The organism is Roseburia sp. AF20-18LB, from assembly GCF_003461185.1.
In the GTDB taxonomy this organism is placed as follows: Bacteria; Bacillota; Clostridia; order Lachnospirales; family Lachnospiraceae; genus Roseburia_C; species Roseburia_C amylophila.
In genome coordinates, this window is record NZ_QTWP01000001.1 from 173,613 (window position 1) to 198,474 (window position 24,862).

Annotated in this window: 20 protein-coding genes; all 20 read right to left on the bottom strand. The window is 40.7% G+C overall.

Translation table 11 applies throughout. From position 1 onward, the window contains the following. Positions 1 to 14: 14 nt before the first annotated feature. The 20 genes from DWX65_RS00920 to DWX65_RS01015 all read right to left on the bottom strand — a co-directional run bounded on the left by DWX65_RS00920 (position 15) and on the right by DWX65_RS01015 (position 24,823). Positions 15 to 2,876, bottom strand: a complete 2,862-nt coding sequence (locus DWX65_RS00920; protein WP_118172588.1) for a penicillin-binding transpeptidase domain-containing protein — start codon at positions 2,874 to 2,876, stop codon at positions 15 to 17. After that, positions 2,869 to 3,387, bottom strand: a complete 519-nt coding sequence (mreD, locus tag DWX65_RS00925) for a rod shape-determining protein MreD (RefSeq protein ID WP_022243808.1) — start codon at positions 3,385 to 3,387, stop codon at positions 2,869 to 2,871. The genes DWX65_RS00920 and mreD overlap by 8 nt, the downstream gene beginning before the upstream one ends. Then, positions 3,387 to 4,244 carry a rod shape-determining protein MreC gene (gene mreC, locus DWX65_RS00930; protein WP_117698377.1) on the bottom strand — a complete coding sequence of 286 codons (858 nt, stop codon included), beginning with the start codon at positions 4,242 to 4,244 and terminating at the stop codon, positions 3,387 to 3,389. Before mreC ends, mreD begins: the two co-directional genes overlap by 1 nt. 9 nt (positions 4,245 to 4,253) lie before the next feature. Further along, the gene (locus tag DWX65_RS00935) at positions 4,254 to 5,270 is read right to left on the bottom strand and encodes a rod shape-determining protein (protein ID WP_022243806.1); all 1,017 of its coding nucleotides are present in this window, start codon (positions 5,268 to 5,270) and stop codon (positions 4,254 to 4,256) included. Positions 5,271 to 5,289: 19 nt separating this feature from the next. After that, positions 5,290 to 5,967: a RadC family protein gene (gene radC, locus DWX65_RS00940; RefSeq protein WP_117698378.1), complete on the bottom strand. Its 678-nt coding sequence runs from the start codon at positions 5,965 to 5,967 to the stop codon at positions 5,290 to 5,292. A 62-nt stretch (positions 5,968 to 6,029) separates the two neighbouring features. Then, the gene (locus tag DWX65_RS00945; RefSeq protein ID WP_117841050.1) at positions 6,030 to 7,331 is read right to left on the bottom strand and encodes a methionine gamma-lyase family protein; all 1,302 of its coding nucleotides are present in this window, start codon (positions 7,329 to 7,331) and stop codon (positions 6,030 to 6,032) included. A 90-nt stretch (positions 7,332 to 7,421) separates the two neighbouring features. Then, on the bottom strand, positions 7,422 to 8,372 hold the full coding sequence (miaA, locus tag DWX65_RS00950) for a tRNA (adenosine(37)-N6)-dimethylallyltransferase MiaA (protein ID WP_118172589.1): 951 nt from the start codon (positions 8,370 to 8,372) through the stop codon (positions 7,422 to 7,424). Between the two features lie 6 nt (positions 8,373 to 8,378). After that, positions 8,379 to 10,352: a DNA mismatch repair endonuclease MutL gene (mutL, locus tag DWX65_RS00955; RefSeq protein ID WP_118172897.1), complete on the bottom strand. Its 1,974-nt coding sequence runs from the start codon at positions 10,350 to 10,352 to the stop codon at positions 8,379 to 8,381. Positions 10,353 to 10,369: 17 nt separating this feature from the next. Then, positions 10,370 to 12,994, bottom strand: a complete 2,625-nt coding sequence (mutS, locus tag DWX65_RS00960) for a DNA mismatch repair protein MutS (RefSeq protein WP_118172898.1) — start codon at positions 12,992 to 12,994, stop codon at positions 10,370 to 10,372. A 58-nt stretch (positions 12,995 to 13,052) separates the two neighbouring features. After that, positions 13,053 to 14,660, bottom strand: coding sequence for an NAD(P)/FAD-dependent oxidoreductase (locus tag DWX65_RS00965; RefSeq protein ID WP_118172590.1), 1,608 nt, complete (start codon positions 14,658 to 14,660; stop codon positions 13,053 to 13,055). Beyond that, the gene (locus DWX65_RS00970; RefSeq protein ID WP_118172591.1) at positions 14,657 to 15,901 is read right to left on the bottom strand and encodes an NAD(P)/FAD-dependent oxidoreductase; all 1,245 of its coding nucleotides are present in this window, start codon (positions 15,899 to 15,901) and stop codon (positions 14,657 to 14,659) included. Before DWX65_RS00970 ends, DWX65_RS00965 begins: the two co-directional genes overlap by 4 nt. A gap of 101 nt (positions 15,902 to 16,002) precedes the next feature. Then, on the bottom strand, positions 16,003 to 16,380 hold the full coding sequence (locus DWX65_RS00975; RefSeq protein ID WP_117841045.1) for a hypothetical protein: 378 nt from the start codon (positions 16,378 to 16,380) through the stop codon (positions 16,003 to 16,005). A gap of 85 nt (positions 16,381 to 16,465) precedes the next feature. Beyond that, on the bottom strand, positions 16,466 to 18,124 hold the full coding sequence (locus DWX65_RS00980) for a putative polysaccharide biosynthesis protein (protein ID WP_118172592.1): 1,659 nt from the start codon (positions 18,122 to 18,124) through the stop codon (positions 16,466 to 16,468). 29 nt (positions 18,125 to 18,153) lie between these two features. Further along, entirely contained in the window at positions 18,154 to 19,266 is a 1,113-nt protein-coding gene (locus DWX65_RS00985) for a DUF3048 domain-containing protein (protein ID WP_117946944.1), read from the bottom strand. 15 nt (positions 19,267 to 19,281) lie between these two features. Beyond that, a complete protein-coding gene (ybeY, locus tag DWX65_RS00990) occupies positions 19,282 to 19,779 on the bottom strand; it encodes an rRNA maturation RNase YbeY (protein WP_117946943.1) in 498 nt (165 codons plus the stop codon). Beyond that, positions 19,776 to 20,957, bottom strand: coding sequence for a hypothetical protein (locus DWX65_RS00995; RefSeq protein WP_022243794.1), 1,182 nt, complete (start codon positions 20,955 to 20,957; stop codon positions 19,776 to 19,778). The genes ybeY and DWX65_RS00995 overlap by 4 nt, the downstream gene beginning before the upstream one ends. After that, a complete protein-coding gene (locus DWX65_RS01000) occupies positions 20,944 to 21,942 on the bottom strand; it encodes a PhoH family protein (RefSeq protein WP_022243793.1) in 999 nt (332 codons plus the stop codon). Before DWX65_RS01000 ends, DWX65_RS00995 begins: the two co-directional genes overlap by 14 nt. Continuing rightward, positions 21,929 to 23,188, bottom strand: a complete 1,260-nt coding sequence (locus DWX65_RS01005) for a sporulation protein YqfD (protein ID WP_118172593.1) — start codon at positions 23,186 to 23,188, stop codon at positions 21,929 to 21,931. Before DWX65_RS01005 ends, DWX65_RS01000 begins: the two co-directional genes overlap by 14 nt. Before the next feature lie 9 nt (positions 23,189 to 23,197). Further along, positions 23,198 to 23,488: a YabP/YqfC family sporulation protein gene (locus DWX65_RS01010; protein ID WP_227700104.1), complete on the bottom strand. Its 291-nt coding sequence runs from the start codon at positions 23,486 to 23,488 to the stop codon at positions 23,198 to 23,200. Between the two features lie 27 nt (positions 23,489 to 23,515). Next, the gene (locus DWX65_RS01015; protein WP_199535017.1) at positions 23,516 to 24,823 is read right to left on the bottom strand and encodes a pyrimidine-nucleoside phosphorylase; all 1,308 of its coding nucleotides are present in this window, start codon (positions 24,821 to 24,823) and stop codon (positions 23,516 to 23,518) included. Positions 24,824 to 24,862 lie beyond the last annotated feature (39 nt).

Sequence of the window (24,862 nt, forward strand, 5' to 3'; positions counted from 1 at the left end):
TTCCCTCCTGACATTTAATCATTAAAGGCATTGGCAGCAGCTCCAACATCTTCTGCCTGACCATCTAACAAGGTAGATGTATCCTCCAAATGGAAATAATATTTATATACTGATGCAGCAAATTCTGCAGTATTGGCTGATGTATATCCGTATGCAATACGGGTTGCAATGGAAATCTCAGGATCATTATATGGTGCATATCCTACATATAACGCATGGTTTGGTCTGGTTGGTACCTGCTGTGCGGTACCCGTTTTACCGGCAGAATCCACAGTAAGTCCATCAAACTGCTCATGGGTTTCTACCACCATCTTCATACCGGAATGAATGGCATCCCAGGTACTCTCTGAAATGTTGTCTATTGTGTTTTTAACGGTCGGTTCATAGGTTTCTAATACGTTACCATCGGAATCTGTAACCTGTTTTAACAGGGTATAATTATATACGGTTCCACTGTTTGCAACTGCGGTTACATAACGGGATAACTGTACCGTAGTAAAACTGTTGTTACTCTGTCCGATTGCAGAAGTAATCGGGAACTCTGTGGTCTGCTTCGGTTTACTTTCTGCAATTTCAATTCCGGTTTTAGAATCAAGACCATACATGGATGAGTATTTATTAATCATTTCCACACCATGGTCTTCATTATAAGTTCCATTTACCATACTTAAATCGTAACCAACTTTATAAAAGAAATAGTTACAGGAATCTCTTAATGCCTCTGAAACATTGATGGAACCGTGGCTGCTTGGATAAATCCAACATTTTGGTCCATTTGCCACTTCTTCAAACTGTCCTTTATCCAAAATAGTTGTACCAGGTGAAATAATACCCTCAGTAAGTCCTGCTGTTGCAGTAACCATCTTAAAGGTAGAACCAGGTGCCGTCGTCTGCTGTGTTGCATTATTATAGAACGGATTTGATAAATCCTGATACAGCAAATTATAATAATTACTGTCTACTGTATTTGCCAGACGGTTGGTATCATAGCCCGGATAAGTAACACAGGCCAACAGTTCGCCGGTCTTTACATCTGTAATGACACAGGAGCCGGAACAAGGATCCAATGCAAGCTGTGCCGGTGTAATCTCAAGATTCTTCACCTTTTCTTTTATAAAATTAAAGGCACTGATGCTGCCGGACTGTAACCCACTTACTGCCGTGTCATCATAGTTTAACACTTTTTGGTCAAAAAGTGCAAGACAAAGCTGCGTTCCATTAATCAGGTCATCGTGAATCATGTACTTATACATAATTTTTGAAAATCCCTTATCTGATGCCAGCTCTTCTACAATATAGCTGACCAGTGCATCATAGATTTCGGAAGAATCAGAATACTTCTCGTCTACGGAAAACTTCGTGATATCAATCCATTTCTGGCTGATAGCATAATTTAAATATTCATTTACACTGATTTTATTACCTGCATAATTTTTATAAGTTTCATCCGATTTGTCAATGGAATCTGTAAGCAAAATTTTATTATTGACCAGCATTTTCGGAATATAGGTCATATAATCCTGCATTTCCTCAGGCAACTCATCCACTGGAGTTGCTGCTGAACTGCTAAGGCTGCTTTCCACCTGGGCTAATACTGTTTGCTGTTTACTTCCAAAGGCACTGAAAATCTGTTTTTCTACATCGGAAGCATCTTCAGTACTAAAGTGGTTTAAATCCAATACATTATTATTAATCAATGCAAAATACACATCATCAATTGGAATCAGAATATCGGACGCTGTTCCGGCTGCAGTATTATATTCTTTGATATTCACAATTTTAGAATATAAAATTCCGGCAATTTCCTGTTCCAAAAGATTATAAACCGCTTCCTGCAAATCTTTATCAATAGAAAGGTAAACATCATTTCCAGCCTGTGGCTCAATCCGCTCGGTTGTCTCCATTACTTTTCCGAGACTGTCGACATAAACGGTTTCACTGCCCTTTTTACCCTGCAGTGTTTCGTCCATAACCTGCTCAATTCCGGATTTTCCAATGACATCATTTAAAGAATACTCATCATTATCAGCAGATAATTCATCATATTCTTCCTGGGAAATCTTTCCGGTATATCCGATAATATGGGAAAAATACTCGCTGTCTACATATTTTCGGATGGTATCTTCCGAGATATCCACACCCTGCAATGCATTCATATTTTCTGTAATATATGCTACGGTTTCATCACTAACATTTTGGGCAATGGTTGTGGAAATATATTTCTGATAGCTGTTTTCTGCAATGGCACAACGCAATACCACAATCCGGTATAAGTCTTCTCTGGCATAATCACCTTCCGATAAATCATAGCCATTTTTGTCACTGGATCTGCAAAGATAATCCATTACCTGCTTTGGGGTTGCTTCTGCTTCGTTATATTTCAGCTTCTTATTATAGACTAAATCATCTGCAGAAGAATGTCCATAAGTGTCAGCAAGGAAACGCTTTAATGTGGTTCCCTCTACCGTATAATAATAGTTCCCGTCATCATCCAGTCCGATTTCAAAATCATTTTCAATGACATCGCCGTTTTTATCCAGCTCTTTGATAATATTGTAAAGTTCTGTATTAAGAGCCTCATTCTTTTCTGAAGTCTTGTCATAAGAACCATTATCCTCAATGGTTACGCTGTTTGCCAGTTCGTTGTAGGCTAAAAGATTACCATTACGGTCATAAATATTGCCACGGGAACCATTTAAGATACGTGGTTTCTGGATTTTTAAACTGTAATTATCCTGATACTCTTCACCTTTGATAATCTGAAGGTAAAATAGTCTGCCTATCAGAGTCGATGACAAAAGAATCATGACAACGCAGAGTACAAATATTCTTGATTTTGCAACTTTATGAAGTATTTCTTTCAGTGTATCAAACAAATTTCGCTGCACTCCTTTTTTCAATACGCTCTAACCGCTGGTTAATTTTCAAAATAATGAAATATAAAACTACAGAAATCAAAAGCGTGTATACAAGTTCCGGTATGATAATGTGTAACATATAATATCCAATTGCAAACTGCTTGCGGAATAAAAACCGGAAAAAGTAGATAAACAGATTATAAGATAAATCACTTCCGGCAATCAAAAGCATTGGAAGCTTAATATCGTCCGGGTAAAACATCTTCTTAAAGCATCCGTTTAAGAAGCCTGCATACATATATAAAAGGGCATAAAATCCAATCATCTCCCCAAAAAAGATATCTATCAGCAGTCCACTGAAGAAACCGATAAATATCCCTTCTTTTCTTCCGCGCATAAATCCAAAAGATGCACAGACCACAATCAAAAGATTCGGGGAAATAGACGCAAAGGATAACGCCTTAAATAATGTGCTTTGCAATAAAAAGCATACAATAATAATTAATGTAACGGTGATTTTTCTTCTCATCAATCAGACCCCGTTTCCTTTTTGTCAAGTATAACCAAAACCTGCTGAAGATGTTCAAAGTCAACTGCCGGAGTAATGGTTCCTGATTTGGTCAGGTGGTTGGAATCTTCCGAAATACTGCTGACATATCCAACCAGAATGCCCTGCAGATATTTGTCACTGACATTGGAAGTTACAATCTGATCTCCTATCTGAACCTTGTTCTCACTGTCGTTTAATCCGGAGAACTCGATTACCTGGTCTTCATTCATACTCTGAAGATTACCATTTATGATACAGTTATCTGACGTATTTAATATCATGCCGTATACCTTGGCAGAATCATCAATCACAGAACGCACCTTTGCATAATGTGGTCCCACATCAATAACAATTCCTACCAGTCCGTTTCCGGCAATGACATTCATATCTACTTCAATTCCATCTTTGGAGCCTTTGTCAATGGTGAAGATGGAAAACCAGTTGCCTGGATCCTTTCCGATAACATTTGCTCCGGTTTTCTTGTAATCCGAATACTGCTGGTCTAAAGCTAACAGTTCCCTTAAATTATCCAGTTCATACTGTTCTAATTTAATGGTGTTTAATTCGTTGGTCAGTTCTTCTACCTGTCCCTTCAACTGTTCGTTTTCTTCCATGACGTCATTCAGATTTTTTAAATTATCTGCCTTGTCAGAAAGCCATGTACCAGCATAATTGATTCCTTTCTGCATCGGTTCAAAAATTGCACCGGCAATCGAATTCAACGGTCCACCACCAAGATTCAATGAAAAACTGACATACATTGCCAGAATACATAATGCGGTCATGGACAATAATATATACTTTGTTGGAATTTGATGTTTTGGTCTACGTCTCATTTTATGCCTCTATTTATATATTTTGGATTTCATACTGAATCCTAAATGTTTATATTTCTCATCTGAAACAATCTTATTCAATCCTCGAACTGCACATTCTTCCGGATTCTCGCAGGAATTTACCTTTATATTGGTAATCTCAGTAAATAATTTATCAAGATTATGTATTTTAGAACCGCCACCGGTAATATAAATACCGGAATGAATAATATCTTTTGCAAGTTCAGGCGGAGTCTTCTCCAAAATCATTTTAATAGAGTTACAGATAGAATTAAGATTATCCTTAATTGCAGCATAAATGACTTCTGCAGTAATCTCCATCTCAATCGGCAGACCACTGACTACGTCACGGCCAACTATAACCATACTCTTTTCCATGCCAGGTGTACCGGAACCAAGTTCTTCTTTTAAAGTCTTAGCAGTTTTGCGTCCGATCACAAGATTAAAGTTCTTTTTGATGTAACTGCTGATGGAGTCATCAATGCGGTTTCCACCAAAATGCAGTAAGTCACTTAATACAAGTCCACCCAGGGAAATTACTGAAATTTCTGTGGTATCTGCTCCGATATCTACAATCATGGCTCCGGTCGGCTCATTGACATCAAGTCCCAAACCAACAGCATCAGCCAATGGCTTCTCACATAAAAGGACAGACTTCGGTTTCATTTTGCTCTTATAAAAGATATCAAAGAAAGCTTTTTTCTCAACTTCCGTAATATCTGTTGGTACCGCAACGATAAATTCTGCACCACGGGTCTTGCCCTTTGCGTGTTTTTCTAAAAATTCCTGTATCATGGTCTGCATATTATTAAAATCTGCAATAACACCACAGATAATCGGAAAAGAAACCTGAATCTGCTCCGGTGCCTTCTCATACATTGCATACGCTGCATCACCATAAGCATACATCTGATTCTTATTTATGATGGCAATCGTATTTTTTTCATTTAGTATTTTCCCAGTTGCCTTGCAATATACCTTCATATTAGAGGTTCCAAGATCAATTCCATAAATGTTATTCGACATTTCTTTCTCCCTCCGGAAATCATAGCATTTCCTGTTCTTTAAAACTAAAATATTTTTTATCACCAATAATAATATGATCAGCAAGCTCAATTCCAAGAAGCCTGCCGCCTTCCACTATCTTTCTGGTAACTTCAATGTCCTGCCTGCTTGGTAGCGGATTCCCGCTGGGATGATTATGCACTAAAATCACATGTACTGCATGATATTCAAATGCTTTCAAGAAAATCTCCCTCGGGGAAATCAGTGAGGCATTTACTGTGCCAATTGAAAGAATGGAATCTGCAATCAGATGACACTTCGTATCAAACATGCAAAGCATCAGATGTTCTTTTTCTTCATGCCGAAGCTGTTCCATATAATAGTCTGCTACGGAAAAAGCATTCTGCATTACAACTGTCTGCTGGCGTCCGGTCTGTGCAATCCGTTTTGAAAGCTCTGCAATACACTTTAACTGGATTGCTTTTACTTTCCCGATACCCGGAACCTCCTGTAATTCCTTAAGACTCATCTGATAAAGCCCTAAAAGATTTCCGGTGCGTTTGCTCAATACATGCTTTGCTACTTCTGTTGAAGAACTTCCATTTGTGCCACAGCGGATAATTACCGCTAAAAGCTCTGCATCCGATAGGGATGCCGCCCCGGATTTCAAGCACTTTTCATAGGGCTGTTCGGAGACTGGCAGATTTTTTGCCGTCATATTATAACCTCTTTCTACTCTCACCGGTAACCCATTTCTTCCAAAAAGGCATATACTTTATATTAACACATCATATCTTCATTAACAAGTTTCTGTTCATAAAGTTTTTGTAAAGACATCAGGATTCCAAGTTTTGCATGATACCAGGTCAGTCCACCCTGAAAATATACGGCATACGGCTCTCTTAACGGACCATCGGCACTTAATTCAATGGAGGAACCCTGTACAAATGCCCCGGCAGCCATAATGACATCACTGTCATAGCCCGGCATTGCCCATGGCTCCGGTGTTACATAGCTGTCCACCGGCGCTGCAGCCTGAATTCCTTTGCAGAATGCAATCAGACCTTCCGGGCTGTTTAAGGTAACTGCCTGAATAATATCGTGACGGCTCTCTGTACCATTCGGTACAACGGCAAAGCCCAGTCTTTCGTAGATATTTGCAGCAAAAATTGCACCCTTTAATGCACCTGCTGTAACTACCGGTGCCTGAAACAGTCCCTGATAGAAAGAAGAAATTACATTTAAGGAAGCACCCACTTCTTTGCCGAGTCCCGGAGAAGTAAGGCGGTATGCTGCATTTTCCACACATTCTTTTTTGCCGACAATATAGCCGCCGATTGGTGCCAGTCCGCCCCCCGGATTCTTAATCAAGGAACCTACAATCATGTCTGCTCCTACATCCAGTGGCTCTCTTTCTTCTACAAATTCACCGTAGCAGTTATCTACCATACAGATAACGTCCGGTTTTATGGATTTGATAAAGGAAATCAGTTCTCCAATCCGCTCTACGGATAAGGTAGGTCTTGTCTGGTATCCCTTGGAACGCTGAATGGTCACAAGATGTGTTTTCTCATTGATTGCTTTTTTGATATTCTCATAATCAAAGCTGCCATCGGAAAGTAAATCTACCTGGCGGTAAGTAATGCCATATTCTGCCAGTGAGCCTTTGGATGGTCGGATACCGATAACTTCCTCTAAGGTATCGTACGGTTTTCCTACCGGTGATAATAATTCGTCCCCCGGTCTTAAATTTGACATCAATGCCAGTGCCAGTGCATGGGTTCCACAGGTAATCTGCGGACGAACCAGAGCATCTTCTCCATGGAAACAGCTTGCGTATACTTTTTCCAGTGTATCTCTTCCCAGATCGTTATATCCATATCCATTGGACATGGCAAAGCATTCTGCGGAAACTCTGTTTTTCTGCATGGCATCAATTACTTTCATCTGATTATATTCTGCTGTTGCATCAATTGCTGCAAAACGTTCTTTTAATTCATCCTCTATCTTTTTTCCAAAACGGTATACTTCTTTGCTGATACCCATTTCTTCATATTTCTTTTCAATCATTTCTTCTCTCATCATTTTCCTCGTCTTTCCGGCTGTAATTTCTTTCTAAATTACAGCAAGTCTATCATATAATGTTCTCTTTCTTTTTGTATGAATAAAAACTTAAGAAATAATAGCTTTTTCCTTAAGTATCTTTATCATGTATGCAAGAATTGCCTCATTTTTATAATCAAACTCATTTTTGTTAAGCCAGATAACATCCCGTTCCCGTTTAAACCATGTAATCTGCCGTTTTGCGAAATGTCTTGTTTCCCGCTTGATAATATAAACTGCTTCTTCCAAAGAATGACCGCCATCAAGATAGGATAACATTTCTTTATAGCCAATTCCCTGCATTGCCACCATATCTTTGGTGCAGCCCATTTCCTTTAAGCGGCGGACTTCTGCTTCCAGTCCATCTTCTATCATTTTATCTACTCTGGCATCGATTCTTTTGTATAAGTGGCTGCGCTCATCATTTAATACAAAATAGGCAAAATTATAAGGTGAAGTCCGCATCTGCTCTTTTGCATTATGCTCAGAAATCTTTCTACCGGTCTCCTGATAGAATTCCAACGCACGGATGACGCGTTTTTTGTTATTCGGATGGATGGCTTCGGCAGATTCCGGGTCCACTTCCTTTAACCGGTCATGAAGATACTGATTGCCATGTTCTTCTGCCAGCGCTTCCAACTCTTTCCGGTATGCACTGTCACTTTCCTGTTCCGTAAAATCAATATCATTTAACAGCGCCTGGATATAAAATCCGGTGCCGCCGGCAATAATCGGAATCTTTCCGTGGGCATATATTTCATTTAAATATTTTTTGGCATATTCCTGAAATTTTACCACATGAAATTCATCGAAAGGCTCTAATTCATCCACCAGATAATGACGTACACCATCCATTTCTTCCGGTGTGATTTTTGCGGAACCTACATCCATATGTTTATACACCTGCATGGAATCGGCGGAGATAATCTCTCCGCCAATGACCTTTGCAAGCTGAATGGATAATTCTGTTTTTCCTACCGCAGTAGGACCTGTCAGTACTACAATTGGTTTCTTCATCATCTTTTCCTACACAATCCGCTTGAATTTTTTCTCAATTTCATATTTTGACATGGCAATAATCGTTGGTCTTCCATGTGGACAATTATATGGATTATCAAGCTTCATCAAATCTTTCATAAGCTGTTCCATTTCCGGCAGGCTCAGTCTCTGGCTTCCCTTTACTGCAGCTTTGCAGGACATGGATGCGATTTTATCTAAAATAACATCCGTCGTTGCCCGCTCGGATATGCCATCGGTAAGCTCGTCTAACATTTCAATCAATACATCCCTGGTATTCAGCCGGTAAAGATTACCCGGAACTCCGCAGATACTGTATTCTGCGCCACCAAAGTGCTCAATTTCGAAACCTAGCTTCGTAAACTGTTCTTTGAATCGCTCCAGTACTTCTGCCTCACGCATGGATAATGTTATGACAATCGGTGGGCTGATAGCCTGAGAAGTAAACTCTTTCTTCTCAAACTGCTTTTTTAATTTTTCATACATGACTTTCTCATGGGCAGCATGCTGGTCTACAATAAACAGTCTGTCATTATATTCTACCAGCCAGTAGGTATCAAAAAGCTGTCCGATAATCTTCTGCTTTGCCATCTCCTCTTCTTTTAAGAAAGAACCCTGTTCATAGCTTCTTTCCGGCTTTGCTCCGTAGGTTTCTTCCTCCCGGAGGACATAGGCTTCTTTTGCCAGTTCTTTTTCCGTTTCTTTTTTCAATTGTTCCGGAAGCGGCTCTTTCTGAATCCGTTCTTCCATCATATCTTCCGGTGGCATTGATTTTATCGTATCAAGAAGCTTTTCCTGTGCCGCAGAGCTAACTGACCCGGTTCCCATTGGTCTGCTGACAGGATATTTTATTTCGTAAGGACTGTCTTTTCGTACTGCCTTCCGGATTTCTTCCAAACGTTTCTGCTCAAATGGCTCCGGCATTACCTTCTCTATCTTAGGAACTTCCATCTCGTTTTTCTTTGGTGTATCCACCGGAACTTCCGGTATAATATCACGGTGCACTAGCGCTGCCGATAAAATACTCTGCACTTCCCGGTACAGCTCCTGCTGGTTGGAAAAGCGAAGTTCCATCTTGGTGGGATGCACATTTACATCCAAAAGACTGCTGTCAATCTCAAAATAAAGTACCGTAAAGGGATACTGATGCTGCATCAGAAACGGTTTAAAGGCATCCTCTATAGCTTTGGATAAAATCTGGCTCCGGATAAATCTGCCATTGACAAAATATAATTCGTAGCCCCGGTTTCCTCTGGAAATCATCGGCTTTCCAATAAATCCACTGACTTTAAAAAGCTCGCTTTCATGTGCAATCGGAAGCAGCGCTTTTGTAATATCCCTTCCGTATAAATGGTAGATAATATCCTTGATATTTCCATTTCCGGATGACTGCAGTTTTACCTGATTATTCATAATAAATTTGAAAGCTACGTCTGGATGGGATAAAATCATCCGCTGCATCAGTTCATGAATATAGGTGCCTTCTGTCTGGGCGGATTTTAAGAATTTCTTTCTTGCCGGTGTATTATAAAAAAGATTCCGTATAATAAAAGTGGTTCCATCCGGCGCACCGATTTCTTCCAAAGAAACTTCCTTTGAGCCTTCAATGAGATAACGGGATCCGGTAAAATCACCGTTCGTCTTTGTAATGAGTTCCACCTGACTTACTGCTGCGATACTTGATAATGCTTCACCTCGGAACCCTAAGGATGTAACGGTAAACAAATCTTCTACGGATTTAATCTTACTGGTGGAATGACGCAAAAATGCCAAAGGAATCTGTTCCCTTTCGATTCCGCAACCATTGTCCGAAATACGGATAAAGGATATTCCACCTTCTTTGATTTCAACCGTTACTGCACTGGAACCTGCATCTATCGCATTTTCCACTAACTCCTTTACCACCGAGCTTGGTCGTTCGATGACTTCTCCTGCCGCAATTTTATCAATTGTTTCCTGACTTAACAGTGCAATCTGTGGCATAACGCCATCCACCTCCTTTACCATCTGTTTTTCACTTTATTCTGTAATTCGTATAACTTATTCATTGCTTCGATTGGTGTCATCTGACCCAAATCCAGTTCTTTTAATTCGTTTAATATCGTATCGTTGTCCATGGTATCAAGCAGTGAAATCTGTTCTAAATCCACCTCGTCTAACTTCGGTTTGCTGCGTTTACTGCTTCCCTCCGCACTGATATTCTGAACGATTTCCGTAATATCATTATTACTTAATTCTTCTACAATTTCTTTGGCACGCTCAATGACATTATCCGGCACTCCCGCAAGCTTTGCTACCTGGATACCGTAACTCTTATCAGCTCCGCCTTTTACAATCTTGCGCAGGAAAACGATATCATCACCCTTTTCTTTTACTGCAATGCAGTAGTTATTTACGCTGTTTAATTTGCCTTCCAGCTCCGTCAGTTCATGATAATGGGTTGCAAATAATGTCTTTGCGCCAAGAAGCCTTGGATTACTGATATGCTCTACCACTGCCCAGGCAATACTCAATCCATCAAAGGTACTGGTTCCACGTCCGATTTCATCTAAAATCAAAAGACTGTTGGAAGTGGCATTCCGTAATATGTTTGCCACTTCTGACATTTCAACCATAAAGGTACTCTGTCCGCTGGCGAGGTCATCAGAAGCCCCTACTCTGGTAAAAATACGATCTACAATTCCAATTTTGGCTGATTTTGCCGGAACAAAGCTTCCGATTTGAGCCATCAGTACAATCAACGCACTCTGTCGCATATAGGTGGACTTTCCTGCCATATTCGGACCGGTAATAATGGACACACGGTTGCTGCCATTATCAAGATAAGTATCATTTGCAACAAACATTTCATTCTGAATCATCCGTTCTACTACCGGATGTCTGCCGTCTTTGATGTCGATAAGACCTTTTTCGTTTAATTTCGGACGGCAGTAATTATTCTGTTCCGCTACCGTTGCAAGAGATGCAAATACATCAATCTGTGCCACTGCTTTGGCGGTCTTCTGGATACGGACCACTTCATCTGCCACCTTCTGGCGGACTTCCCGGAACAGTTCATATTCTAAGACAATCAGCTTGTCTTCCGCACCTAGGATAACATCCTCTAATTCTTTTAATTCCGGTGTGATAAAACGCTCAGCATTTGCCAGAGTCTGCTTTCTGGTGAAATAGTCCGGCACCATGTCTTTAAAGGAATTGGTTACTTCAAGATAATAGCCAAATACTTTGTTATATTTGATTTTCAGATTCTTGATTCCGGTTTTCTCCCGCTCTTTTGCCTCCAAATCAGCAAGCCAGCTCTTTCCATCTGTCTTTGCTTTCCGCAGGCGGTCCACCTCTTCGTTATAGCCCTCTTTTAAGATGCCACCGTCATGAAGGGTAAGTGGCGGTTCTTCCGTAATGGATCGTTCGATTAATTCGTATAATTCATCCAACGTATCCAGCTGCTCATATAAACGTTTTAAAAGTGGTGACTGGAAATCACTCATCAGTGTCTTAATCGGTGGCAGCATATGTATGGAATTGCGAAATGCAATCAAATCCCTTGGATTTGCGGTCTGATAAGTAACACGGGTAATCAACCGTTCCAAATCATAGACCGGATTTAAATATTCCCGGATTTCTTCTCTTGTGATGGCATTGGTATTAAATTCGTCAATGGCATCATAACGTTCTTCTATTTCCGTACGCTCAATTAATGGCTGTTCCACAAAGCTTCTTAAGGTTCTTGCTCCCATGGCTGTCCTGGTCTTATCCAATACCCAAAGGAGAGAACCACGCTTTTGCTTTTCCCGGAGGGTTTCAACCAGCTCTAAGTTTCGTCTGGTAGAACTGTCAATAATCATGAATTTTCCGGTGGTATACGGATGAATTGCCACCAGATTGGAAAGGGTTGTTTTCTGTGTCTCGTAAAGGTATTTTAATAATGCACCGGCTGCAACGACGCCGCTGTCATAATCTGCAAGACCAAGTCCTTCTAAATCCCTGACTTTAAAATGATCCTTTAAAGTCATCTGTGCTGTCTCATCAGAAAAATACCATGCATCCAGAGAATAAATTACGATTCCCATACGGTTTTTCATATCATCGATATCAATTCCGCTGATATAAAATGCTTCATTACAGATGATTTCTGTCGGCTGGTATTTATTGACTTCGTCCAATAATTTCCGTTCCGAATCCACTTCTGTCACATAGTAATCTCCGGTGGTAATATCTGCAGAAGAAATACCATAATGGTCACCGATATATGCGATACACATGATATAATTATTTTTCGTTTCATCCAGTGCCTGTGCATTTAAGGTAGTTCCCGGCGTTACAACTCTTGTTACTTCACGCTTTACCATTCCCTTGGCAAGCTTCGGGTCTTCCACCTGCTCACAGATAGCAACCTTATAACCTTTTTTCACCAGTCTGGTCAGATAAGTCTCTGCTGCATGATATGGGATTCCGCACATGGGTGCCCGTTCCTCTGCACCACAGCTCTTTCCGGTTAAGGTAAGCTCTAATTCTTTTGATACAACCTTTGCATCATCAAAAAACATTTCATAAAAGTCACCCAGACGATAAAATAAAATACAGTCCTTGTATTCTTCATGTGTTTTTAAATAATGCTGCATCATTGGTGTATATTCCGTCAATGTTCTGTATCTCCTTTTCTGTTTCAAAACACCTGTTGTTTTAATCTATTTTAAGTCTTGCATATTTTCCTGCAATTGCTTCCGCTACTTTCAATCCGTCCATGGCTGCTGACATAATACCGCCGGCATAACCGGCACCTTCTCCGCAAGGGTAAATGCCTGCAATATTACTTTCAAAGGATTCATCCCTTGTAATCCGCACCGGAGAGGAAGTTCGGCTCTCCACGCCGGATAAAATGGCATCCTCCCTGTTATAGTCCGGAATATATTTCGGAAAGAGCTCCATTCCTGCCTGAAAAGATGCTGCTAATTCTTTTGGAAAAATTTCCCTGAGATTTGCAAATGTATGTGCACCCTTTGTGGTACTTTCAAAAGCCCCATATCCTGTGGATATGCGATTCTCTTTAAAATCTCCGTAAAGCTGCTGCGGAATTGCTCCGTTTCCAATGCGATAAGCATTTTTTTCCAATTTCCGCTGAAACTCAATTCCAGCTAACGGTCCATCCCCTTCAAAATCATCCGGTCGAACCGATATGATAATGGCACTGTTGGCATTCTGCCCGGCTCTTGCATGATAGCTCATGCCATTGACTGCCAGCATACCTTCCTCCGAAGAAGCATTTACGACATAACCACCCGGACACATACAGAAAGAATATACCCCGCGGTGATTCTCAAGATTTGCGGTCAGCTTATAGGATGCAGCAGGCAGCAGGGCATTTTTATGTCCGTTATACTGGCATGCATCAATCATCGCCTGCGGATGCTCTACACGAAATCCCACCGCAAATGCTTTGGCTTCCATCATAAGTCCCGCTTCCTGTAACATTGGGAAAGTATCTCTGGCGGAATGTCCGATTGCCAGCACCAGAACGTCTGTTGCTACTTCCTTTTCTCTGTTAATCCGGATGGCTTCTACTTTATCTTTTTTACCATTCAGCGTAATGTCTGTAAGCTGGCTGAAAAAGCAGTAAGTTCCACCCATTCTTTCAATTTCCAGCCGGATGTTTTTTACGACTGTTTTTAAAATATCAGTTCCGATATGAGGCTTATTTATATATATAATTTCTTCCGGAGCACCCATTTTCACAAAGATTTCTAACACTTCCCGGTTTCTTCCTGCCACATCTTTTACCAGCGTATTTAATTTCCCATCGGAAAAAGTACCTGCTCCGCCTTCGCCAAACTGTACATTCGTCTTTGGATTTAAGATGCCGTCCTTCCAGAATCGTTCTACTTCAGCAGTCCTCTCTTCCACACTGCTTCCACGCTCCAAAATAATTGGACAATAGCCATGCTTTGCCAGTTCATAGGCACAGAACATTCCTGCCGGACCGCTTCCTACAATAACCGGTCTGTGGGACAGCTGTTTCTCTCCGGCATCCGGGAAATGATAATGTATATCCTTTGCTTTACTGATATTGGAATTTTTATTCTTATGTAAAATCATACCTTCCTGCTTCAATTCCACATCCACTGTGTATACAAAGGAAAGTTCATTTTTTCTTCTTGCATCAATGGATTGCTTTCGAATCTGATAACGGATCAGATCCTTTTCATTTTTTAGATGAAGTGTTTTGATAATCTGTCTTCTTAACATCTCTTCCGAATGTTCAATCGGAAGCTTTAACTGATTTACTCGTATCATGATAACTCCCTTGCCACATGTATCCCGGCTACTGCGCCGCTGCTCCATGCCCATTGCAAATTATAACCACCGCAGATTCCGTCAATATCCACCATTTCTCCGGCAAAATAAAGTCCCGGACAAAGCTTTGACTCCATGGTTTCTGCATCTATTTCATCAGTGTCTACGCCACCGGCAGTCACCTGTGCCGTATCAAAGGTATTCCAGTCAGTAATATCCACCCGGAGTCCCTGCACCGTATCTATAAAGCTCTCTAATTCTTCTGTCTGCAGCCGGTTCGCATATTTTGCAGCTTTTATATGTGACTCTTCTAATAATACCGGAATTAATTTTTCCGGGAAAAAGCCGATTAAGGCTTCCCCGATGTGTTTTTCATCTGCTTTCTTAAATCTTTCCTTGAAATAGGTTAAGCACTGTTCTTTCTCCCAGAATGGCACAAAATCAAGTGTCGCATAGACTTCTTTCTGTTCTGATAACGCTCTTGTGGCAACTCTTGAAAGCTGAAATACCGGAATGCCGGATATTCCATAATTCGTAAGCTGTAATTCACCTCGTTCGCTGCATACATGTGTGCTTTCTATGTATAAATCGACCTTCGCATCTGCACGAATTCCTGCAATATCAGCAAAAAATGACTGTTTTCCCTTCAATCCGATAAGCCCCGGTACTAAATCTATGATATGATGTCCCAGACTTTCAAGATATAGGAAACCACTTCCATCACTGCCGCTTTTCTTTAAGGTCTTACCACCGGTTGCCATTATGCATTTTGTTGCATAAAAATCACCGCCCTTGGTATGAAAAGTGAAGCCCTTTGCGGTCTTTTCTATGCCTCTTATGCCACAGCCACAGACAACTCCAACGTTCTGTTTCTTTAATTCCATCAGCAACACATCCCTGATTGCAGTTGCCTGCTCGCTCTGAGGATAATATCCGCCGTTACGCTCCTTTGGATATATGCCAAGTTCTTTAAAGAACTGCAGTGTCTCTTCCAGTCCAAACTGCTCAAATACAGGTGCAACAAAAGCAGGGTTCTGTCCGTAATATTTGTCCACACCCTGCGCTTTATTTGTATAATTACATTTACCGTTTCCGGTTGCTAAAATCTTCTTACCAGGTACTTCGTTGTGCTCTAAAATAAGAACTTTTGCACCGTTTCGTGCCGCCATAATGGCTGCCACCAATCCGGCAGCACCTCCACCGACTACAACGACACCTATGCGTTCTGTATGCTTACTCATGCCAGTTATTTACTCTTCTCTCTATTTCTTTTGGACTGCTATGCAATCAGACCTATTCAGCCTTTTAGATTGTATCATAACAGTCTGAAACAATCAACTTTTTAACTGGAATAGCTTTCTAAGAAACGGTATAAATCTTCCAGTGTATCAAAGGTTTTTCCATTGCTGATTTCTTTTTTCAATTCTTCCGGCAGTCCCTGATATGCAATTCCAGTATACATGTATAAGGCATCCTCTTCGCCGAAATAGACATTCAGGTACCCGTCCTCTTCCCGGATAACAAATGCTTTTTTATTCTGAATGTTTGCACTTTCCACGCTATCCTCGAATTGCTCCGTCTCAGCTTCCTGAATCTCTATTATTTTTTCCTGTTCTTTTTCATTCAGTTTCAGATAATACTGTCTTCCACCAATCCATGCAGAGATAGATAATACCAGTGCTCCAAGGAAAAAAGTGCGCATACGTTTTGTGTTTTTCATATTCATCACCACAAACAGTATGCGCAGGTTTTTTCTTTTTATACAATTTTTTCAAGAATTCTATGTTTTGCCCTTTTATTGCATTTTATAATAAATGTAATTTCTTGGCAATGCGGACGAGAAGGTAGCCCTTCGGGAATTTCTTTAGTTCTTCCTCGCTTAAACCTTTTAATAATAAAAGCATTGCACCATATACAACAGCACCAATTCCAATGGCAAGTATGGCTGCAACCGCATTTACTTTAATTATAGCAAAAATACCTTTGTAAACGCCAAAGACTACGACGCCCATAATGGCAGAAGCTGCCACCGGGATTAAGAAAGTTTTCACAACTTCCTGACGATAACCACTGTATTTCCGTAAAGACATTGCGTTAAAGAGGCACATAAAGAATGCAAATAAAGCATTCGAATATACCACTGCATAAATACCAAGATGTAAACCAAACATCATCACTAATAGTGCAATCAGATGCAGTCCCAATGCGATAGCCGCATTTTTAACAGGCTCTCTCATCCGGTTAATCCCCTGTAACAATCCATTAGATAATGTGGAAAGAGAATAGAACAAAATTGCAACAGCTCCCGTTGTAAGCATGGTTGCTGCAGTAGTTCCGGTGCTGCCATAAAGATGCAGCAACTTTAATATCGGTCCTGACAGCACTGCAATTCCAATGGTACAAGGGAATGCAATTACCATAATAAAGCGGATTGCAATATTAATCTGGCTTCGTACGGACTCTCTGTCCCTTCTTGCATACGCACCGGTAAGATTTGGTACACAGGAAGCCGCCATCGCAGAAGCAATGGAAATCGGAATATTGATAATGGTCTTATATTTTCCGGAAAAGATTCCCCACCAGACATCAATATCATCCGGCTTATAGCCCTGTAGTTCCGCTACGTTCTTATAGATACCCTGATCTAAAATTGCACTGATATTATAAATTGTGGTACTTAAAAGTACCGGAACAATGGTCATAATCAGTACACGAAAGACATTCTGATAGGATTCTGTTTTGCTGCTGGTATCACGGCGCATCTGTCGTTTAAAAATACGTTTGTATGCCAGAAACAACATTCCAAGGAATAAAAGTGCAAACACTGCTCCCATATTGGTACCCAGTGTTCCGCCTGCAGCACCGTAAGCAGAACCATACTTTTCCTTATTTCCAAGCACTGCTCCGATTCTTGCCCCATATCCATAGAGGATATAGGCAGCTGCAATACTGACAATCGCATTGACAATCTGTTCGATAATCTGTGAAATGGCACTCGGCATCATGGTACCAAGTCCCTGGAAAAATCCACGTAAGACTCCTAATACAGCAACTACCAGTATCGTCGGTGCCAGAACCTTCAATGCAAAAATACTAAGGGGCGTATTCAGCATGTTTGTGAAGAATGACGCACCAAAGAAAAGAATCAAACTTGCAGTAAGTCCGGTACCGGTTGCTAAAAGCAGGGCTCCTTTTACAATTCGATATGCATTTTTTCTTTGCCCCTTCGAGACACGGGCAGATACCAGCTTGGATACCGCCAATGGCAGGCTGTATGCAGAAATAATCAGCAGGATATTATAAATTTCAAAGGCTGCACTGTAATAACTGTTACCGGTATCTCCAATGATATTGGTCATCGGGATACGATAGAGCAGACCGATTATCCTGCTGACTATAGAGGCAATTGCAAGAATGGAACCCTGTACTAAAAAGTTGGAGTCACTCTTTTTTCCTGAACTCATAAATTTACCTCAAGTAATTTTCGAAATAATTATTTTGCGGAAGGTGGTGTAAACTCATCTTCTGTTGCATAGATATTTAATTTCTTCTCCATATCATTTAACAATACACATACCATGGTCTTACCCTGATTTAATGTGATTTCATTTCCGGAAGCGTCATAGTATCTGGTTGGCTCGTTTTCGCTTGCTTTCTTCCATGTCACATCTATTACTTTACCGTTAGTAATATATTTTCCGGTTCCTTCACCGGTGCTCTCAACATCCAGATAACCGTGTGCATCATCTAACTTGGTATAATCGCAGTACTGAAGCAGAATGTTCTTAAAAGCAAGCTGTGTGCCTGTATTTTCATCCATATGCTCTTTTTTATACTGGAAACGATAGTATAAACCATCTTCACTGTTATATACAAACCAAGGATTGTTTACATAATATCCCGGCTGAACCACTGCTGCATCTGCTCCGTCTGTAAGTTCAATTTCTTTTTCATCATCTTCATTAAACTGATAATGTCCTTCATAATCGGAAGGCAGCTCGGTATCATAACCTTTTAATTCAATTCCGGCATCAATACCATCTGTGCTTACAAATGCATTGTGTGGAGCCTTTCTTGACTTGTCACGATAGAAAGTAGCAGAATCAATGGCACCCTCTAAACCGTTTAAGTCCTCAACTTTGCCACTCTCTAACAGCTCAGTTGCGTAAATTGCCTGTCCGTAATGAATATAAATTGCATCAAATTCCATTGCATAATATGCATAGTAGTGACGGCAGCTTCTTACCGAACCAATCTTGTCTAATCCGGAATAATCCTGGAAAATTGGCATCAGACGGGTAATTCCGCCTTCAGCAGGAGCTTCGTAAAGTACGTCTGCCTGTGACAGTCCATACTGTGGCAATGCATCATTGGTATTTCCAATCATGATTGCAACCGGTTTCTTCTTTGCTAAATCTTTATCAATCCATTCACCGGTCAGGTAACTTCTTGCCATACCATCTTTGCCGGTTTTGGTTTCGGTTTCAGGTTCTACTTCAGAAACGGTTTCTGTTGGTTCCGGAGCTTCCTCTTTTTTCTTACATCCAGCTAAAAGACTGGTTGCCATCAGTGTCATGCATAAAACAATACTTAATCTCTTTTTCATGATGTTCCTCCATTTTTATCTTAAAATATTTAAGCATTCTAAAATCTCGCGCTGCTTTCCTTCCATCAATGCAGCTTCCTGCTCTTCCATGTGGTCGTAACCAAACAGATGCAGCATACTATGTACAATCAGAAATGCAAATTCTCTTTGCATACTGTGGCCATATTCCTCTGCCTGTTCCCTGACCTTGTCCACAGAAATAATAATATCCCCCAGCAGAATTTCCCCTGTATCCGGATTAAAGCAATCCTCCGTCTGATTCTCTATCTGGGAAAAATCTCCCGGTACATCATATTCTAACATTGGAAAGGATAAAACGTCCGTCGGGCGGTCTATCTCCCGGAACTCTTTATTAACCTTCCAGATACCTTCGTTATCTGTCAGCGTAAGGCTGATTTCTGCTTCAAAAGGAAAATGCTCATGTTCCATTGTAAACGATATTACATCTTTTGCAAGTGTTTCATAATCAAAATCGAAGGTAACCTCCGCTTCTTTCTCTATCGCAAGGCTCAAAATAAATCCGCTCCTTTCGTTAAAAACTCTCTGATTTTAATAAACTGGTTCATGCCAAGATTCGCTTCATCATATAATCCGGCAGCCGATTTTTCGTTTAATGTCTGATAAATAATAATATCATGATTCCAGCTGTTCTTCACGGTTTCCTTGTCCAAAAGTTCAAATTTGGTAACAATACTGTCCACAATATGTACGATTGCGGACTCTATGGAACTAATAGCATTTAATTCACCATTGTATTCACTTAGAATCTTAACCACGTTTTTCGGGAAACAGTTAATCTCAGCAAGACGAACTCCATTTTCTACAAACGGTTCTCCCTCCAGCTTGCCAATCCGGTAGTAAAATCCTGCCGCAGCTACCGTTTTATCATCTGCCCCAAGCTCCTTTGCACATTCTTCTGCCACACTCGAAACTTTACGGGCATGTGCATAATCAATTTCCGAATAGTTTTTAATCTCCTGTACCAGCGGAAAATTTTCTGCAATAATTTCAGCTAAAGTACGTTCTTTTTCATGCTTCGTATAATAATACAGCCTGTCTGCAAAAAAGTACGAAAAAACTGCAGTCAGTATCATGCTGCATCCTGCGGATAAGTACTGATGATAATTGATTTCAAAGCTGCTGATGTAATAGAAGATACTCGGAACAGCAAACGACAATGCAACGGTCATGATGCATCCATAAATTTTATATTTTTTCTGGCTGATTACCATAAGCAGAATTCCGGAAAGTACCGTCAGCATAGTATATGCCGCATATTCATAAAAACTGCCGCTGGAACACATGCAAAGCAGTGTATTAAAATAAATTCCGCCTAAAATACCAATCAGCTCATTTCCGCCACAGGAAAGAATCATGACCGGAATCATGACCGGTGCCATATATGCCGGCATAAAAAAGAAACCCACATAACAGGCTGCTGCTGCAAGAAAGCAAAGAAACAGCTGATGAAAATCACTTTTTTCATTCCGGTTCAGATGCCCTCTGATACGTTCCATTTCAATCACTGCAATCAGCAATGGCAGATATAAAGCATTTATAAAAACAAGTACCAGTACACGGTCTATGGTAAACTTGCAGATTATTGCCAGAAAAACAGAATAAATCGCAACGGAAATAAGGATTCCCAGCATACGAATCATTCTTTTGGGTGAAAATCTATCTTCCTTCATTTTTCGTTACTCTTTTCGTTCTTTTATTTGCTTTTGATTCATAATCGTCATAGGCTTTTACAATCTTCTGTACCAAAGGATGTCTTACTACGTCAGCGCTGGTCAATTTACAGACGGATATCTCATCTACATTGCGAAGTACACGTAATGCCACATCCAGTCCCGACTTCGTTCCCGGAGCCAGATCCTTCTGGGTAGCATCTCCGGTCACCACAACCTTGGAGCCAAATCCAATACGTGTTAAAAACATCTTCATCTGTGCCGGTGTAGTATTCTGTGCCTCATCCAAGATAATAAATGCATTATCTAAGGTACGGCCTCTCATATAAGCCAATGGTGCGACCTCAATAAGCCCCTTTTCCATATTCCGCTGAAAGCTTTCTGCTCCCATAATCTGATACAGTGCATCATACAGCGGGCGAAGATACGGATCTACCTTGCTCTGTAAATCTCCCGGAAGAAATCCTAATTTCTCACCGGCTTCAATTGCAGGACGGGTTAAAATAATACGATTTACTTCTTCATTCTTAAATGCAGTAATTGCCATTGCCATGGCAAGATAAGTCTTTCCGGTTCCGGCAGGCCCGATTCCAAATACAATCATCTGCTTACGGATGGCATCCACATAAGCCTTCTGCCCTAAAGTCTTTGGTTTCACCGGTTTGCCGTTTATCGTATGGCAGATGCAGTCCTTATCGATTTCTACCAACGAGCCTTCTTTATGTTCTCCCAAAAGAGAAAGTGTATATGCAACCTTCTGCTCATCAATCATGTTTCCTCTCTCTGCCAGTTGTAAAAGTTCTGCAAACACCTTGCATGCACCCTCTACATTTGCGGTATCTCCAATGACTTTGATTCCTTCATTGCGAGGCACTACCGTAACATTTAAGGTCCGTTCAATCAATTTTATATTATGGTCAAATTGTCCGAAAATATTGGAAACATGCTCTGCCGGTATATCAATTCTTGTTTCATTCAAGCTCATTTAATACTAGCCCTTCCTCTGTGTCTTCTGTATCAGGTGCTGTAAGCTGTTCCGTTTCGTGCCTTAAAGCAGCTTTTGTGCGCACTTTGATGATTCCTTCCATGATACAGTTTTTATCGTCCATATCTATAATAACATTTTTTTCTAAAATTTGAATATTTTTTTCTGCTAAATGTGACAAATAAATATTAAAATTTTCTGTAGCAACCGCTTCTGCCTGCTCTTTCGTATAAATTGCCTGTTCTGTCCGATACTCTTTTAAAGTACTATAATAGATTCCGAGTGGCAGATAAAAGTCCCCATGAAGGCAAAGCTGCTTATAATCCGTGGTTTTGTCTGCACATTCAAATTCACCGCTTAATGCCGGAAGTGTTATTACTTTTCCAAAGAAATCAATAGCATACCGTTTCTTTTTTGCACCGGTCATTCTTTTTTCTTCATGGACAAGGGAAAATTTATCATGGTAGGAATATTCCGTCAGCAGATAGATATCCGCATCTGCATTGCAATATTCATAGGCATACCGTTCCCCGCTGTCATTAGTCAAATCAATCCTGCCACTTACTAATATATCTCCTGCCTTTACTGCATCGCCGTTCTTTACTAGTGGGGTTCCATTTCTTGTAATAATTGATTCCACTGTCGCATCCTCTTCTGCTATCAGGTCTGAAGCTTCATACGGCAATTCTTCCATTGCTTCCTGCTGTACCAGATTTTCCTTGATTAATACCGTCATTTTCGTTCCGTAAATCTGTACCGATGCCCAGATGATTTCCGGAAACTGTGCCCGCAGATCCCGTTCTAACTGTTCGCAGTCAATCGTACGAATCCGGTCTCCGTAACCACAATCCTCCTCATCAAGAAATGTTAAAACGGTTTCTGTCGTAACAGATGAATTACCATCTACCTCCACATTCCAGAGAAATCGTGATAAAAACCACACCAGACCAGCAGCGAGAATTACTCCCATCAGGAAGCATTTTCGTTTCCGGTAACGGTTCATCCAGAACGGAAATCCTATTTTGCGCAGAATCCGAATCCTGCATCCGGTCTTGCTTATGAACGGACGGATACTCCAAAATGCACGAATGCTGATAAAAAAGCGATAAACATCTTCCTCTTTTCGAAGATTCCAGATTAAAATATTGTGATTGCCACACAGATTTAAAAATCGTTCCGGGGCATAACCACTTAAGACTACCTCAAGGTAACCGCCTATATATTTAAACAGGGAAAGTGTTGTCATAGAAAACCTCTATTCATACTCAATACTTTGGATGATTCCTGTTATTTTCATCTCTTCATTCGTATAATAGGAAATGTTGAGATTTTTCCCACGAACAAGAATCCGGCAGCTTTTCGCCTGAATCCTGATATATTCTTTCTCGTATTCTAAGATTCCCTTATAATTTTCCAACAGCAGTTCCCTGTTACCCATAACGGTTACAATTGCTGCCCGGTAGACTAAGTCTTTCGGCAGTTCTAAGGATTCCACCATATGATTTTTAAAATCTTTTTTTAACTCTTTCTTATTGTTTTTCCTCATATATAACTATATGAGTTTTTTTCTTTTCTATGCGGTAATATATTTTAAAACTGTTTCCGGTGCATCCAGTGGCTCTTTACTGAAAAGAAATGCATTTTGAACCAGTTCCTTTGCATCGTTGCATTTTGCTGCATCATTACCATATAATTCGGCCAGACATTCTCCTTTTTTTACGCTGTCTCCTATTTTTTTCTTAAGGCGGATACCGGCAGTTAAATCAATCTGACTCTCCTTTGTCTCTCTGCCGCCGCCAAGGCTCATGCAGGCAGTTCCAATTGCCATAGCATTTAAAGCTTCTACATATCCATCTTCCGGTGCGGTGATGGTTTCTGTAATTGCTGCTTTTGCCAATAACTGCGGATGATAAACCTGTTCCTTTCTGCCACCCTGTGCTTCTACAAAGTCTGCAAATTTATCCAGTGCTTTTCCGCTTGCAATGACTTTCTCCATCATTGTTCTTGCTTCGTTTTCATCTTCTGCCACACCGGCAGCCTTTAACATAAGATACCCTAATGCATAGACAACATCCATCAGATCCTTTGGCCCTTTTCCATTCAATGCTTCAATGGCTTCCTGCACTTCCACAATATTGCCTACTGTATTGCCAAGGGGCTGTGACATATCTGTAATAACCGCATAAGTTTTCTTTCCAGCACCATTTCCGATGGCCACCATAATCCGGGCAAGTTCCTCTGCCTTTTCCACAGTCTGCATGAATGCACCGTTTCCGGTCTTTACGTCAAGGACAATAGCATCCGATCCGCTGGCTAATTTCTTACTCATAATGCTGCTGGCAATTAAGGATTTCTCCGCTACCGTAGCAGTGACATCCCGGAGTGCATACAGCTTCTTATCTGCTGGTGCAAGATTAGCAGTCTGTCCAGCAATTGCAACGCCGACCTCTGATACCTGCTTTAAAAAGGCTTCTTCTGATATGGAAGTGCTGAATCCTTCAAAGCATTCTAACTTATCAATGGTTCCACCGGTATGACCCAATCCTCTTCCGGACATTTTTGCTACCGGAACACCCAGTGCAGCAATGATTGGTGTCAGAATCAGGGAGGTCTTATCTCCTACACCACCGGTGCTGTGTTTATCCACCTTTACACCTTTAATACCGGATAAATCAAGCACATCTCCGCTATCCCGCATAGCAAGTGTTAATGCCAGTGTCTCATCGTGATTCATTCCCTGAAAACAGATTGCCATCAGCATGGCTGACATCTGATAATCCGGAATTTCACCGGTTGTAAATGCATTTATCATCCACTGGATTTCTTCTTTGCTTAAAGCAGCTCCTTCCTTTTTCTTTAAAATGAGGTCGTACATCCTCATAAAATCTCCTCCTTTTATCCGTTTCTTCTATTTATGATA

Bases quoted from the DNA above. Each gene is read 5' to 3' on its own strand.
- DWX65_RS01005 (WP_118172593.1), bottom strand. From the start codon at position 23,188: ATGACAACACTTTCCCTGTTTAAATATATAGGCGGTTACCTTGAGGTA.
- DWX65_RS00935 (WP_022243806.1), bottom strand. From the start codon at position 5,270: ATGTCGAATAACATTTATGGAATTGATCTTGGAACCTCTAATATGAAG.
- DWX65_RS00995 (WP_022243794.1), bottom strand. From the start codon at position 20,957: ATGAAGGAAGATAGATTTTCACCCAAAAGAATGATTCGTATGCTGGGA.
- DWX65_RS00945 (WP_117841050.1), bottom strand. From the start codon at position 7,331: ATGAGAGAAGAAATGATTGAAAAGAAATATGAAGAAATGGGTATCAGC.
- DWX65_RS01000 (WP_022243793.1), bottom strand. From the start codon at position 21,942: ATGAGCTTGAATGAAACAAGAATTGATATACCGGCAGAGCATGTTTCC.
- miaA (WP_118172589.1), bottom strand. From the start codon at position 8,372: ATGATGAAGAAACCAATTGTAGTACTGACAGGTCCTACTGCGGTAGGA.
- DWX65_RS00965 (WP_118172590.1), bottom strand. From the start codon at position 14,660: ATGATACGAGTAAATCAGTTAAAGCTTCCGATTGAACATTCGGAAGAG.
- mreC (WP_117698377.1), bottom strand. From the start codon at position 4,244: ATGAGACGTAGACCAAAACATCAAATTCCAACAAAGTATATATTATTG.
- mreD (WP_022243808.1), bottom strand. From the start codon at position 3,387: ATGAGAAGAAAAATCACCGTTACATTAATTATTATTGTATGCTTTTTA.
- DWX65_RS00980 (WP_118172592.1), bottom strand. From the start codon at position 18,124: ATGAGTTCAGGAAAAAAGAGTGACTCCAACTTTTTAGTACAGGGTTCC.
- radC (WP_117698378.1), bottom strand. From the start codon at position 5,967: ATGACGGCAAAAAATCTGCCAGTCTCCGAACAGCCCTATGAAAAGTGC.
- DWX65_RS01015 (WP_199535017.1), bottom strand. From the start codon at position 24,823: ATGAGGATGTACGACCTCATTTTAAAGAAAAAGGAAGGAGCTGCTTTA.
- DWX65_RS00985 (WP_117946944.1), bottom strand. From the start codon at position 19,266: ATGAAAAAGAGATTAAGTATTGTTTTATGCATGACACTGATGGCAACC.
- DWX65_RS01010 (WP_227700104.1), bottom strand. From the start codon at position 23,488: ATGAGGAAAAACAATAAGAAAGAGTTAAAAAAAGATTTTAAAAATCAT.
- DWX65_RS00970 (WP_118172591.1), bottom strand. From the start codon at position 15,901: ATGAGTAAGCATACAGAACGCATAGGTGTCGTTGTAGTCGGTGGAGGT.
- DWX65_RS00975 (WP_117841045.1), bottom strand. From the start codon at position 16,380: ATGAAAAACACAAAACGTATGCGCACTTTTTTCCTTGGAGCACTGGTA.
- mutS (WP_118172898.1), bottom strand. From the start codon at position 12,994: ATGATGCAGCATTATTTAAAAACACATGAAGAATACAAGGACTGTATT.
- mutL (WP_118172897.1), bottom strand. From the start codon at position 10,352: ATGCCACAGATTGCACTGTTAAGTCAGGAAACAATTGATAAAATTGCG.